Genomic DNA, 14,909 nt, shown 5'->3' with positions numbered 1-14,909 from the left:
TTGGTAGGAAATAACAAGGGATAAATATAAATAAATTGTTTTTTGAATTTTTTTTATGAACGTAGCATATTCCAACTTTTATCGGTGTGTTGCGGGCATGAAATTAAAGAAGTACTAGATTTTTGTAAAACTAATTTTTTGTTTGAGACGACAAACTAGTTTGTCGGTGAGAGAGCAAAAAATTTAGTTTTCAAACAATCTAATGTTGAGTTAACAACCTATTAAGGAGATGGATGAGTATGAAACTCAAAGCGATTGTTGCTTCACTCGTAACATTGGGGCTTAGCGGGCCTGTATTGGCGATGCAGCCTTATATGATGGATACATCCTATCAAATGGATGTAATGCGTTATCAAGTCAATAAACTTGATTCGATCCTTGACCGAAATCAGCCCGGTGGATTTGATCAACCTTGTGGTTGGACTTGTCGCATCAATATCAGCGGTTGGATAAACACAGACGCTTATTTAGCTAATAAGCCGCCGGTTTTCTGGGAGTTTAATCCAGCATTTAATCCAACCATTGCGGTGGATCCCACTTCGGTACCTCCAAACGTTTTAACAATTCCAACATCCGGTCGCGCCAGTGATTTATTGCTGAATAATGCAAATTTATTTGTAGATGCGCGGGTTAATAATTGGGTGACGGCGAATATGTCTGTCGTGTATAGCTCTTTGTCAGGCGTTCCTGGCTCGACAGGTCCGTATAACATCGCTAATTCATTCTTTGTGTATCATCCATTGAATCGAACCGCAATCGATACGGCTTATGCGACTATCGGTAATTTCCAAGCTTCACCTATCTATTTCAGGGTGGGTAAAGAATACATCCCATTTGGTGCCTATGATCCGTATGGATTTGTAACTCAAGAGAATCCAACACAATTATTCACTGAGATTACGTCAACTGCTGCACAATTAGGATTTATTATCCCTAGCGGTTTTTATGGTTCCTTATATACCTTTGCAGGTAATCCTAAAATCTCAGATGGTGGTTCTACGCGCCGTATCCAAAACGGTGGTGCAGATTTAGGCTGGGGTTGGAGAATGTTTAATAGTAAGTGGAATTTAAACGCAGGTTATATTGCGAATATAGCAGACTCAAACTTTTTATCTTCTTATTATCTTAATGGGCTGGTTGAAGGTACAACTGTTCCGGGTTTACCGAATGAAAAGGTACCGGCTTGGAATGTGAACGCAGATGTGACCTTCGGACCCTTTGATGCAAATGGTCACTACATTTCAACTACACGTAGTTTAGCCAATCCTTTCTTTTTAAGTGGTAATTCTGCGCCAGGCCTTAATGTTTTATCTAATCCACCGGCTCAATTAGGTAAGCCTAACGTTTGGGGCTTAGAAGCTGGATTGACGTTTCCAGTGATGGCACATCAATCACGTGTGGCGATTGGTTATCAAAAAACCACACATTTAGCGACTTTCTTGCCACAACGCCGCATCTATGCAGACTATATGGTTAATTTAGCCAAATGGTTTGATGTAGGCATAGCAATATTCCAAGACAGAGACTACAACATTGGTGAAGGTGCTATCGTTGATACTACTACAGGAGGAACTTTACCCAATCCTGGTACTATCGTACATCCAGGCGCAACCGGAAATAAATCAACAACCGGACAATTACGTGCCAGCATTAAATTTGCATAAATTATTGTTACCTCATAATTTTAGTTAAAGCATTAAGCCCGCGTTAGCGGGCTTTTTTTATGAAACTAATAAAAATAAATTTATCTTATTGAGATAGTTATAAAGTACTGCTAAGATGAACTCGATTGATCTTATTTTATTTATAATGATCGAAAACAAATCTAGTAATCTTTTTAATGTGTTTAAATGGTTGTTTTACTTAGATTTGGCAAGAGCGATAGATGGAGTTATTTAATTCTACAAGGAGATGGTTTAGGATGAAACTCAAAACGATTGTTGCTTCACTCGTAACACTGGGGTTAAGTGGGCCCGTACTGGCGATGCAGCCGTACATGATAGATCCATCCTTTCAAAGGGATGTGATGCGCTATCAAGTCAATAAACTCGATATGATCCTTGACCGAAATCAGCCCGGTGGATTTGATCAACCTTGTGGTTGGACTTGTCGCATCAATATCAGCGGTTGGATAAACACAGACGCTTATTTAGCTAATAAGCCGCCGGTTTTCTGGGAGTTTAATCCAGCATTTAATCCAACCATTGCGGTGGATCCCACTTCGGTACCTCCAAACGTTTTAACAATTCCAACATCCGGTCGCGCCAGTGATTTATTGCTGAATAATGCAAATTTATTTGTAGATGCGCGGGTTAATAATTGGGTGACGGCGAATATGTCTGTCGTGTATAGCTCTTTGTCAGGCGTTCCTGGCTCGACAGGTCCGTATAACATCGCTAATTCATTCTTTGTGTATCATCCATTGAATCGAACCGCAATCGATACGGCTTATGCGACTATCGGTAATTTCCAAGCTTCACCTATCTATTTCAGGGTGGGTAAAGAATACATCCCATTTGGTGCCTATGATCCGTATGGATTTGTAACTCAAGAGAATCCAACACAATTATTCACTGAGATTACGTCAACTGCTGCACAATTAGGATTTATTATCCCTAGCGGTTTTTATGGTTCCTTATATACCTTTGCAGGTAATCCTAAAATCTCAGATGGTGGTTCTACGCGCCGTATCCAAAACGGTGGTGCAGATTTAGGGTATGGATTTAAGATGTTTAACAGCAAGTTAAACGTTAACGCAGGTTATATTGCAAACATAGCGGATTCCAATTTCTTGTCTTCCTATTACCTTAATCAACTGGTTGAAGGCACAACCGTTCCGGGTTTGCCGAATACCAAAGTCCCGGCTTGGAACGTGAATGCGGATATTGCCTTTGGACCCTTTGATGCAAATGGGCACTACATTTCAACAACCCGCAGTTTAGCGAATCCATTCTTTTTAAGTGGCAGTACTTCACCGGGTTTTCCAGTAACTATTCCGACTGCTCAATCTCAATTGGGTAAACCCGTGGTATGGGGCTTAGAAGCTGGATTGACGTTCCCAGTGGCGGCGCATCAATCACGTGTGGCGATTGGTTATCAAAAAACTACGCACTTAGCTACCTTTTTACCGCAGCGTCGTATCTATGCAGACTATATGGTTAATTTAGCCAAATGGTTTGATGTAGGCATAGCAATATTCCAAGACAGAGATTACAACATTGGTGAAGGGGCTATTGTTACTCCTCCTTCTCCTCCTAACATCACGCCACCCGTACCAGCTAGAACAATACATTTTGGTGCAACCGGCAATAAATCAACAGTGGGTCAATTACGTGCCAGCATTAAGTTTGCTTAAATTTACTATTACGAAATGAATTTAAATAAAGCATTGAGCCCGCGCAAGCGGGCTTTTTTGTTTAGAGAAAATATTTTAATTATCTAGTAGTTTATCCGGAGGCACGAAAAACTGCTAATATTTAAAATATTTATGTATAGATTGCCCTAGTAAGCTTAAATATCAGCAGGGTTGTTTCGTAATTTTATTTTCTTCAAAAAAATTATAAATTTATAAAAGGTCAGGGTTTACTATGTTTGAATTATTTTTTTCACCGGAAGCTTGGATTAGTTTGCTTACCTTAACGGCATTAGAGATTATTCTAGGAATAGATAACCTGGTTTTTATTTCTATCGTGACCAATAGACTTGCTAAGGCTCAACAACGCTCAGCCCGTCAATTTGGCTTATTACTCGCCTGTCTAACGCGTTTACTTTTGCTGGCAACGCTTGCTTGGATGACTAAGTTTACACAACCCCTTTTTAATTTGGTGGGCCATGTATTTTCTGGTAGGGATTTGGTCTTAATCCTAGGAGGGTTATTTTTACTTGCAAAAGGTACGAGCGAACTTCATTTTAATGTAACTATTGAGAAAGAAAATAAAAGTAATTTACACCGATATTCACGATTTTCGATGGTTATCATTCAGATTATGTTTTTAGATATTATTTTTTCATTGGATAGCGTGATCACTGCAGTAGGAATGGCTCAGGAATTTATAATTATGGCCTTAGCTATTATCATCGCGATTGCATTAATGATATGGGCTAGTGGACCCTTGAGTCATTTTATTAATATTTATCCCAACTTAAAGATCCTCGGTTTAAGTTTTTTATTATTAATCGGCTTAGTATTGGTAGCTGATGGCTTTGGATTGCATATACCTAGAGCTTATCTATATTTTGCTATCGCTTTCTCGGTATTTGTTGAATGGTTAAATATTTTGGCCAGGCGCTGGCGACAGAAGAAAAATCTGAATTAGCGGCTAAATCTTGGGGGGAAACCTACTGATTTTTAAATAAAAGTGATGACTTAAATAAACACTAAAGAAAAATATGCTTGCATTCATCAGTTTTTTTTGATAAATAGGGGTGCTATCACTTATTTCAATAATAAGGTGCTCCTCATGCTAAGTAATAAATATAAATTAACGGCGCTCATGACTATTGTGTGCTGGTTGGGTTTACAGGGGAATCTGGCTTTTGCTGATGAGACAAATGATAAAGAAATTAGAAGACTAGCACAAAGGACTCAAGTATTGGAGTCCGAATTGCAACGTGTGCAAAATCAGGTAGCTACTTTACGTAAACAATCAAATTCACCTAATATTTCTTCTAATGAGATTACTGCTCATCAAAGTTTAGTTACCTCTTTACATCCTTTTTTTATCATAGGGACACCCGTTATTAGCTCGCCTTTTATCGGTATCAACTCGGAATATAATGCTTCTGATTTAGTGGTTAATCAGCCTTATGTGAATGAAGACCTTTACTTATTACAACAAAGAAAACAAATTTTTAACTATTTGCAAGAAAATGGCCATCAACTTTCAGATACACCTGTTATTAATTTAAGTGGAAAAATAGAATCTCAAATTTTTCATACCAGTCATTTTGGCAATTTCCAAAATAACTCTGCTACCGATATTGATTTGACGGGTATTGAATTAGATACTGAAATTTTAGTCAATCAGTGGGTCACAGGACTCATCGCGTTTGTTTATGACAATACACCCCCGACGGATATGTCGCCTAGACGAATTGACAATTCTCGTGTTCTTTTAGAGCGAGGGTTCTTAACTATTGGAAATTTAGCAAAGTTTCCTTTGTATATGACTATGGGTCAATTTTATGTGCCCTTTGGTCAATATTCATCTTCAATGATCAGCGATCCATTCACTAAAACCTTAGGCAGAACCAAAGCTAGGGCCTTGGAGTTAGGTTATTCAAAACAATTTAATAATGAAAATGATTTAAATTTATCAGCTTTTGTTTTTAGAGGACCAAGCCGAACTAGCATAGATAATAATGGTCTGCGGAATTATGGTGCTAATGCTGAGTATATTTTTACTAAGCCAAAATGGAATATTGATGTAGCAGGAAGTTATATTCGCAGCATAGCAGATTCGCTAGGCCTGCAACATAATGGTAATAATGGGCCTAATAATTTCGAAGGTTTTGCGACTAACAATAACACTGAAGTTCTTAATCCTGTGCCTGGCTTAGATGCACGCGGAACTTTGAGTATTGAAGCTTTTAGTATTACCGGTGAATATGTGACGGCTAGTCGTTCATTCTCCTCTTCAGTATTATCATTTGATAATCAAGGTGCTAAGCCTTCAGCTTTTCATGCAGAAGCTGCGTATAAATTTAGTGTTTTGGAAAAGCCTAGCGCAGTTATTATTGGATATGATCAATCAAAAGATGCTTTAGGTTTACTTATTCCTAAAAAGCGTTATATAGCAACCGTTAGTACGTCTATTTGGAAAGATACCATTGAAAGTTTAGAGTTTCGTCACGATATTGACTATAGCGCAACAGATGTCGCTCTAGGGCAATCAGGGCTAGGACTTAATCCTATTAATGGGACAGGGAAAAGCGGGAATACGATTACTTTACAAGTAGGCCTATACTTTTAAATAAAAATTAAAATCTTATAAGAGGGGGTATTACTTTAATATCTCTTTTTGTTATCCTAAGCCTCATGCTTAACCCAGTGATGGGTTTGAGTTGGCAAACAATAGCCGAGGAACGGAATTTACATGAGTAAATGACAACCGTAGACTAGCACTTTAAAAATGAAATTAAGTCTATCACGCAGGTTATATAACTGGTCTAATGAACAAGCGTATCTTATTGGGTATTACAGGTAGCATCGCTGCATATAAAACCCCGGAACTTATCAGAAAACTCAAAGAACAAAATTATGACCTTAGGGTTGTTTTAACTTCCTGTGGTAAGGCATTCGTAACTCCTTTGACGCTACAAGCTGTTTCACAGCATAAAGTATATGAGGAACTTATAGATGTCGAAGCTGAAGCTGCAATGAGTCATATTGATCTTGCGCGATGGCCTGATAGTATTTTGATTGCTCCTGCAACAGCACACGTGATTGCTAAATTAGCTCATGGTCTTGCTGATGATTTACTGAGTACCTTATGTTTAGCATCTAACGTTAGATTAATTATTGTGCCTGCAATGAATCAAGCAATGTGGTCTAATCGGGCAACTCAAGATAATGTGTGTAAACTAAAGGAGAGAGATTGCTTATTTATAGGGCCTGGAGAAGGAAGTCAAGCATGTGGCGAGTTTGGTTTAGGCCGCATGCTAGAACCCCAAGAAATAGTCGATGCCTTAGCAAAGGTATTTATTAAACCCTATTTACAAAAGCAAAGAATTTTAATTACTGCTGGTCCTACTCAAGAATGCATCGATCCGGTGCGCTATTTGTCAAATCGTAGTTCAGGAAAGATGGGATTTGCTTTAGCCCAAGCTGCTATAGAAGCGGGAGCTGAAGTTACACTCATTAGCGGACCTGTAGCGTTAATACCCCCAAAAAAATTGAAATTTATAGCGGTGAAGACAGCTGCCGAAATGCTAATGGCAGTTGAGAAGGAAATTAGTTCGCAAACGATTTTTATCAGTACTGCCGCTGTCGCAGATTATCAAATCGTAAATCCAGCATTACAAAAAATTAAAAAAACAGGCGCACCTTTAACCCTACAGCTAAAACCTACTGTTGATATTTTGGCTACGGTTAGTCAAATGAGTTTAGAAGCTAGGCCTTTACTGATGGGGTTTGCTGCCGAAACCGAATATACCTTAAAATTTGCAGAAGAAAAGCGAAGAAGTAAAAATATAGATCTAATGGTAGTTAATGATGTGAGTCAAACGGATATTGGTTTTGATAGTGATAAAAATGAAGTGACGGTATTATCATCTGATGTGCCTATACATCTAGCATGTGCAACTAAACAATCAATAGCCCAGCAATTACTGCAAATTGTTTCGAATCGTATGCTTAGTTCCACGAAAAAAAATGCTAACACGCCTCTTTAGATCGAATACAGTCAGGGATAAACCGCAGATCGCTTGATAATTGGACACTAGCTCTTTACACTAAGCACGCTCCTATCCTTTGTGAAGGAGACAAAAATTTTTGCTTCAAGAATATACTCACAGCAATTGGATTTTTGGCAAGGCGCCGCGAGAATGAAGCAACCGGAATGTATTAATATACATGAGGATTGCGAATTGAGCGGTAACGCAGACAAAAATTCAAGTGCGAAGAGTAAACACATGAGGACTTGATCATGCGACAGGTACCTATTGTTCTTCGTTATTACCATTCTTTACTGGTAAATGGCGTATGAGCGTTTTAGAATTTGCTGAAAAAAAAATAATTAAAGAAAAAATCGTAATCTTAACTTGCTATGATTATAGTACCGCAAGAATCTTTAATGAATCTTCTTTAGATGCTTTATTAATTGGCGATAGTCTTGCCATGACCATGCATGGCTTTAAAGATACGGTTATGGCTACGCTGCCTATGATGGAACTTCATACTGCTGCGGTACGTCGAGGAGCTCCTGCTAAGTTTATTATTACTGATCTTCCTTTTCTAAGTTATCGTCAATCATTAAGACGAAGTGTTATTGCAGTTCAAAAGCTAATGCAAGCAGGTGCGCAAGCTATTAAATTAGAGGGTGCAGCAGGTAATCTCTCATTAATAGCCCATTTAGTTGAATCGGGTATTCCTGTCATGGGTCATATAGGTTTAACTCCACAATTTGTCCATGCCCTAGGTGGATATAAAGTCCAAGGAAAAACGGTTGCTCAGGCAGAACGGCTTCAACAAGACGCTTTAGCCTTAGAACAAGCAGGTTGCTTTGCTATAGTACTTGAGTGTGTTCCATCACAACTGGCAAGAAAAATAACAGGCTCGTTAAAAACTCCAACGATTGGTATAGGGGCTGGTGTTGATACCGACGGACAGGTTTTAGTCACGCAGGATTTATTAGGACTCAATCTGGATTTCAAACCAAAATTTGTTAATCAATTTCTTGATGGTAATCAACTGATTCTAAAAGCGGTTGAACACTATAGTCATTGCGTTAAACATAAAGAATTTCCCAGTGATGAACATAGTTATTAAGCTTAACGACTGGCAAAACATAAGGAAAAAAAATAATAATAAAAGTATAGGATTTGTACATACAATGGGTCATTTGCATGCAGGTCACTTAAGTCTATGCTCTCGTTCCCAAGCGGAAAATGATTTAACTGTGGTGGCCATTTTTGTAAATGCTAAGCAATTTAATCAAATAGAGGATTTCATACACTATCCGCGCAGTTTAGAACAAGATAGTGTTTTATTAAGTAAGCAGAAAGTTGATTATTTATTATTGTTTGATTCTGAAACTATTTACTCCGATAATTATCACATTCAGATTCATGATACCAGTGATTTAAGCAAAGAATTAGAAGCAGAGTTTCGCCCCGGACATTTTATTGGGATGTTAACCGTGGTATTAAAATATCTGAATATTGTAAGACCAACGCGATCATATTATGGCGAAAAAGACTATCAACAATTATTACTCATTAAAAAAATGGCGCAAGCACTTTTTTTAGAAACAGAAATCGTTGCTTGCCCGACTATTCGAGCAACAGATGGTTTAGCTTTAAGCTCAAGAAATAGTCGTTTGAGCTCAGAGCAGCGTGATTTGGCGATTCATTTCCCGATGATTTTAAAACTAGCTTCAAGCGCGGAAGCTGCTATGAAACAATTAGAAAGCTTAGGGTTTAAGGTAGATTACGTTGCGGATCATTGGGAGAGACGTTTAGCAGCAATCCAGATTGGGGACGTACGGCTAATCGATGCTTTGCCTATATTGAAAGATGACGGGTAATTTTTATTGTATATTGAATGGTGCGTAAAAAACGGATGACTTTGGCTAAGTGCTTGCGATTGAGTACTGACAAAGTAAAGTGAATAATACTATGTTTTCTATCACGACTTTCAACTTTGATATTTTCAATATTAGCATCGGCTTTAGCAATATTATGTGTTAATAATGCTAATACACCATGTTGATTGATAGTTTCAATATAAATATCCGTTTTAAAAAATCCATTAGTTTGTTTTTCCCATTGTATGGAAATGGCCCGCTCAGGGTTTTTTTTAATAAGTCGCGCTGCGTATTTACAACGTTGTAAATGCACAGTAAGACCATGTCCAGCATTGAGTAAACCTATAATGTCATCGCCCGGAATAGGTCGGCAACATTCAGCGAATTTAATTAAACCGTTATCTGCATTTTTAAGGAACACGGGTAATGAGTTAATTTGATTTTTAAAACTAGGTTTTAAACTACATACTGAATAAGCAACTAAAGCAGGGTGTATATACCCTAGTCCAATAGCTTCGAATAAATCTTCTAAGGAATCGTATTGAAACTTTTGTAAGGTCTTATTCAGATTTTTAACGTTGATTTGAGTACTGTCTTGTCCTAAAGGAGTTAAATTGTTATCCAGCAGGCGTTGGCCTAATTGTACGGCTTCATTATGCTGCTTATTTTTAAAAAACTGTCTAATATGGCTCCGAGCACGGCCAGTCGCTACAAACTCCAACCAGCGTGAATCAGGAAAAGTTTTCGGATCAGTGATGATTTCTACCGTTTGACCACTTTGTAAATGCGTACTGAGTGGAACTAAATGTTTATCTATTTTTGCTGCAATACAGTGATTTCCAATATCAGAGTGAATCGCATAAGCGAAGTCGATCAAGGTGGCTTTATGAGGAAGCTCAATGATGTCACCTTTAGGCGTAAAGATATATATATCGGTAGGAAAAAGATCGATTTTCACCGTCTCCATAAATTCTAAGGAACTAGGAGTGGTTTGTTGAATATCCAGTAAACGCTTGAGCCATTCTCGTGCGCGCAAATGTGGACGGAGTTCGTTAGCTTTAGTTTTTTCCTCTAACCAGTAACTTACAATACCATGATCAGCGCCATTATCCATGGTGGTGGTACGGATTTGTATGTGAATTGACGTAGCGCCAGGACCAAATAAAGTTGTATGTAATGCTTGATAACCGTTCGCTTTAGGTATGGCAATATAATCGTGAAAATGATCGGGCAGAGGCTTATAAAGATTGTGTACTGCACCGAGTACGCGATAGCAACTATCAATATTATCTACAATAATGCAAAAAATTGGGATATCAATGATTTCATTGAAGGCTAAATGATTTTCCCGCATTTTTTTATAAATTTGATACAGATGCTTTTTTTTATGCCAAATAGTATGAAAAGGTAAATGATGTTTATCCAAACACTCTTTCAAAGCCGATTCTATTTTATGGATACTTGTTTTATGTTTACGTCGATTTTTTTGAACTGTTTCTTGTAAAATACGATATCGCCATGGATAAAGGTTTAAAAAACAAAGATCTTCCAATTCTATACGTACCATATGCATACCTAAGCGCTGTGCAATTGGGGCGTAAATATCCAATGTTTCTTTAGCAATACGATAACGTTTTTCTACAGGTACTGCGGATAAGGTGCGCATGTTATGCAAGCGATCGGCCAGTTTTATGATAATGATACGAATATCTTTTGCCATAGCTAGCAACATTTTGCGAAAATTTTCTGCTTGAGCTTCTGCACGGCTTTGAAATTGAATTTGCGTCAGTTTACTCATCCCATCGACAAGCTCTGCTATTTCGCCGCCAAATGTTGCAGTTAAAACCGTTTTTTCGATGGGAGTGTCTTCAATAACATCATGTAAAATTGCGACGATTAGTGTCTGAGCATCCATGCGCATTTGCGCGAGAATTTTAGCAACTGCGATAGGATGGCTAATGTAAGGATCGCCACTATGGCGTTTTTGACCAGAATGGGCCCTAGCGGCAAATTGATAAGCATTATAGACTTGTTTTATTTGCTCTGGGGACAGATAGACTTGTATTTCTTGTTTGAGGTCACTAAACATGTGCATGCAAGCGCCCCCGGGTTTTTTACAAGCCTGTAGACTGTGACCCACTTAGGCCGCCACCGGTTTCTTGCTCTGATTTTTCCCCGGCTTCATTGAGTTTCCCATCAGCGATTTCTCTCAAGGCTATCACTGTAGGTTTATCGTTTTCGGGGTCAACCATGGCCATGCCGCCTTTAGCAATTTGCCGGGCCCGTTTTGAGGCTATAATTACTAATTCAAAATGATTTTTGACTTTCTTTAAACAATCTTCAACGGTAACGCGTGCCATATAAATTCTCTATTAGTTGAGCGAAATTGAACCTAATACTATAACATTATTTGGCTATATCTATACTATACTCCTCACACTTGAATTTTTGGACTATGTTGCCGTTCAACTCGTAATCCTCATGTATTTTGATGAAATGAAGCCTTCTTCCGCTTTCAAGGTGCTTTGTCAGAAATCCAATTGCTATGAGTATATATTTCCGATAAAAGTATAGCTTTTTTCCTGTTTTTTCGGGATTAAGCGTTTAAAGTGGCTTTTTTCCGCTAAATTAAGCTGCTTTCATCAATGCGGTGGTAACGTCCAGCATTCGATTAGAGAATCCCCATTCATTGTCATACCAGGCAAGAACCTTAACAAAGTCGCCTATTACCCGAGTTTGCGGTGCATCTACCGTAGAAGAAGCTGGGTTATGATTGTAATCGATAGAAACCAGAGGCTCCTCACTATAATTAAGCAGACCTTTCAATGCACTAGTTTCAGAAGCTTTTTTTAAGATTTCGTTCACCTCTTGAGCGGTTGTTTCGCGTTTAGCCTGGAAACTTAAATCTACTAAAGAGACGTTTATCGTAGGAACGCGTATTGCTAAACCGTCGAGTTTTCCAGCTAGTTCAGGTAATACTAGACCGAGTGCCGAAGCGGCGCCTGTTTTAGCAGGAATCATGGAATGGGTTGCGGAACGTGCGCGGTACATATCAGGGTGATACGTGTCGATGAGCACTTGATCGTTGGTATAAGCATGGATGGTGGTCATTAAACCATGAATAATCCCTAAATTTTCATGCAAGGCTTTTGCTAGAGGAGCCAGACAATTGGTGGTGCATGAAGCATTAGAAATAATGGTATCGCGACTTTTTAAAGTATGGTGATTAACACCATAAACAATAGTCGCATCAACCCCTTTACCAGCGGGAGCAGAGATGATGACTTTTTTTGCCCCCGCTGTGATATGTTTTCCAGCCTTTTCTGGGGAAGTAAAGAGGCCGGTACATTCATGAACGACATCAATATCTAATTCTTTCCACGGCAAATTTTCTGGATCGCGTTCCGAAAAGATTTTTATTCGTTGATCATTGATAATTAAATAATCTTTATCAATGCTTATGGTCCCTATAAATTTTCCGTGAGTGGTGTCATAACGTGTCAGATGAGCATTAATATCGATGTTTCCTAAGTCATTTATCGCAACAATTTCTATATCATGCTTCTTAGGGTTTTCGAAAAAAGCTCTCAATATATTTCGGCCTATACGGCCATAACCATTGATAGCAATACGGGTTGTCATAATACTTCTCCTGCTTCACCTGTTAATAGTTGATTTAATGTTTTAATAAGGTTTTCTGTCGTAAATCCAAAATTTTTAAAGACTTCTGTGCCTGGCGCAGATTCGCCAAATTGATTTAGTCCAATGATTTTGCCTTTATTGCCTACATAACGATACCAAAAATCTTTACTTCCGGCTTCTATAGCGACACGTAATGTAATCGAGTTAGGCAAAATTTTAGTTTTATAGGCCGAATCTTGTTGTTCAAAACGATCAGCGGAGGGCATAGATACCACTCGGATTTGTCTGCCCTCTTCATTTAAAGATTGCGCAGCACTGATGGCTAAACTAACTTCAGAACCTGTTGCTATGATGATGGCTTCAGGTGTTGATGGACTATCGAGAAGAATATAGGCGCCCCGATGGATAGATTGTAAGGTTTCTTGGCTATGCGTTTGTTGAAATACGGTTTGGCGCGTGAGTAATAAACAAGTAGGGCCTAAATGTTGTATCGCTTGCTGCCAGGCAATGGCGGTTTCTAAAGTATCACAAGGCCGCCAGACAGAAAGGTTAGGAATAAGTCGTAAGCTATTGATTTGCTCTATAGGTTGATGCGTCGGACCGTCTTCTCCTAAACCAATAGAGTCGTGTGTATAAATAAAAATAACGCGTTGCTTCATTAATGTGGATAAGCGAACCGCATTACGTGCGTAATCACTAAAGACTAAAAAGGTTCCTCCATAAGGAATCAATCCTCCATGCAAGGCTAAGCCATTCATCATGGCGGACATACCGAATTCACGTACACCGTAATGAATATAATTACCGGCTGGATTTTCACTAGTTAAAACTTGAGATCCTTTCCAAAAGGTAGAATTAGATTCTGTTAGATCTGCAGATCCACCTAATAATTCGGGTAAAAGAGGCGCAAAGGCATTTAATGCATTTTGGGAAGCTTTACGTGTTGCTATTTTTTCCGAAGGATTTTTATAAATGCTTTCGATAATTTCTTTAGTTTTTTCTGACCAATTTAAAGGTAATTTTCTATTAATTCTCCGTTGATACTCTTTGGCAAGTTCGGGAAATGCGGTTTGATAGGCGGTCCATTTTTCTTCCCAAGCTTTTTCTAACATGTCTCCTTTAGAACGAGCATCCCAAGCTTGATAAATATCTTCTGGTATTTCGAAAGGTGGATAATTCCAATGTAATGCAAGTCTGGTGGCAGCTACTTCTTTTTCACCTAACGCTGCTCCATGTGCTTGATGACTGTCGACTAAATTGGGAGCGCCAAATGCAATTTTGGTTTTACAGCAAAGTAGACTGGGTTTATCAGTAACCTTACGAGCTTTTTCGATAGCTAGTTTAATTTGTTGTGGATCATGACCATCAATTTCAGGAATAACATGCCAATGATAAGCTTTAAAGCGCTCGGGCGTATTATCTTTAAACCAGCCTGAAACATTGCCATCAATAGAAATATTATTGTCATCCCAGAAAACAATTAATTTACCTAAGCCTAGACATCCTGCCAAAGAAGCAGCTTCATGAGAAATCCCTTCCATTAAACAACCGTCACCCAGAAATACATAAGTAAAATGATCGACGATGGAACGAGAAGGTTGATTAAAATGCGCAGCCAAATTTTTTTCTGCTAGCGCCATACCGACTGCGTTCGCGAATCCCTGACCGAGAGGCCCGGTTGTTGTTTCTATTCCTGGAGTTAAACCTACTTCAGGATGTCCTGGAGTTTTGGAGTGCAATTGGCGAAATTTTTTAATTTCATCTAATGAAAGATCATAACCGCTTAAATGAAGTAATGCATAATGTAGCATCGATCCATGGCCATTCGATAAAATAAAACGATCACGATTACTCCATTGTGGGTTATTGGGGTTATGGACTAAAAATTCTCGCCATAGGACAGTGGCAATGTCCGCCATCCCCATGGGCATGCCAGGATGGCCTGAATTGGCTTTTTCCACGGCATCTATGCTTAGAAATCGAATGGCATCAGCATATTTTTTTTGGTAAGACATTAAAGAT

General features: G+C 38.6%; 11 protein-coding genes. 7 read left to right on the top strand and 4 right to left on the bottom strand.

Annotated elements, in window-relative coordinates; all coding sequences use genetic code 11:
- Positions 1–239 precede the first annotated feature (239 nt).
- The 7 genes from AAHF87_RS04465 to panC all read left to right on the top strand — a co-directional run bounded on the left by AAHF87_RS04465 (position 240) and on the right by panC (position 9,245).
- Positions 240–1,664 carry an LbtU family siderophore porin gene (locus tag AAHF87_RS04465; protein ID WP_342147297.1) on the top strand — a complete coding sequence of 475 codons (1,425 nt, stop codon included), beginning with the start codon at positions 240–242 and terminating at the stop codon, positions 1,662–1,664.
- A 257-nt stretch (positions 1,665–1,921) separates the two neighbouring features.
- A complete protein-coding gene (locus AAHF87_RS04460; RefSeq protein ID WP_342147296.1) occupies positions 1,922–3,355 on the top strand; it encodes an LbtU family siderophore porin in 1,434 nt (477 codons plus the stop codon).
- A gap of 232 nt (positions 3,356–3,587) precedes the next feature.
- A complete protein-coding gene (locus tag AAHF87_RS04455) occupies positions 3,588–4,316 on the top strand; it encodes a TerC family protein (RefSeq protein WP_342147295.1) in 729 nt (242 codons plus the stop codon).
- A gap of 144 nt (positions 4,317–4,460) precedes the next feature.
- Positions 4,461–5,972, top strand: coding sequence for an LbtU family siderophore porin (locus AAHF87_RS04450; protein ID WP_342147294.1), 1,512 nt, complete (start codon positions 4,461–4,463; stop codon positions 5,970–5,972).
- 199 nt (positions 5,973–6,171) lie between these two features.
- Positions 6,172–7,392 carry a bifunctional phosphopantothenoylcysteine decarboxylase/phosphopantothenate--cysteine ligase CoaBC gene (gene coaBC / locus AAHF87_RS04445; RefSeq protein WP_342147293.1) on the top strand — a complete coding sequence of 407 codons (1,221 nt, stop codon included), beginning with the start codon at positions 6,172–6,174 and terminating at the stop codon, positions 7,390–7,392.
- A gap of 310 nt (positions 7,393–7,702) precedes the next feature.
- On the top strand, positions 7,703–8,488 hold the full coding sequence (panB, locus tag AAHF87_RS04440) for a 3-methyl-2-oxobutanoate hydroxymethyltransferase (protein ID WP_342147292.1): 786 nt from the start codon (positions 7,703–7,705) through the stop codon (positions 8,486–8,488).
- Entirely contained in the window at positions 8,472–9,245 is a 774-nt protein-coding gene (gene panC / locus AAHF87_RS04435; protein WP_342147291.1) for a pantoate--beta-alanine ligase, read from the top strand. Before panB ends, panC begins: the two co-directional genes overlap by 17 nt.
- On the opposite strand, the gene AAHF87_RS04430 is transcribed toward panC, so the two are convergent.
- From AAHF87_RS04430 to tkt, 4 genes are all read right to left on the bottom strand, one after another.
- Entirely contained in the window at positions 9,223–11,340 is a 2,118-nt protein-coding gene (locus tag AAHF87_RS04430; RefSeq protein WP_342147290.1) for a bifunctional (p)ppGpp synthetase/guanosine-3',5'-bis(diphosphate) 3'-pyrophosphohydrolase, read from the bottom strand. The genes panC and AAHF87_RS04430 overlap by 23 nt on opposite strands.
- A 19-nt stretch (positions 11,341–11,359) precedes the next feature.
- Positions 11,360–11,605 (bottom strand): DNA-directed RNA polymerase subunit omega, encoded by a 246-nt coding sequence (gene rpoZ, locus AAHF87_RS04425; protein ID WP_342147288.1) that lies wholly within the window; start codon positions 11,603–11,605, stop codon positions 11,360–11,362.
- 268 nt (positions 11,606–11,873) lie between these two features.
- Positions 11,874–12,887: a type I glyceraldehyde-3-phosphate dehydrogenase gene (gene gap, locus AAHF87_RS04420; RefSeq protein ID WP_342147286.1), complete on the bottom strand. Its 1,014-nt coding sequence runs from the start codon at positions 12,885–12,887 to the stop codon at positions 11,874–11,876.
- Positions 12,884–14,902 (bottom strand): transketolase, encoded by a 2,019-nt coding sequence (gene tkt / locus AAHF87_RS04415; RefSeq protein ID WP_342147285.1) that lies wholly within the window; start codon positions 14,900–14,902, stop codon positions 12,884–12,886. Before tkt ends, gap begins: the two co-directional genes overlap by 4 nt.
- Between the last annotated feature and the right edge of the window lie 7 nt (positions 14,903–14,909).

Origin of the sequence: Rickettsiella endosymbiont of Aleochara curtula, assembly GCF_964030935.1 — a bacterium.
In the GTDB taxonomy this organism is placed as follows: domain Bacteria; phylum Pseudomonadota; class Gammaproteobacteria; order Diplorickettsiales; family Diplorickettsiaceae; genus Aquirickettsiella.
Note: the sequence above shows the minus strand (reverse complement) of the source record. Positions and strands in the feature narration are given on the sequence as shown.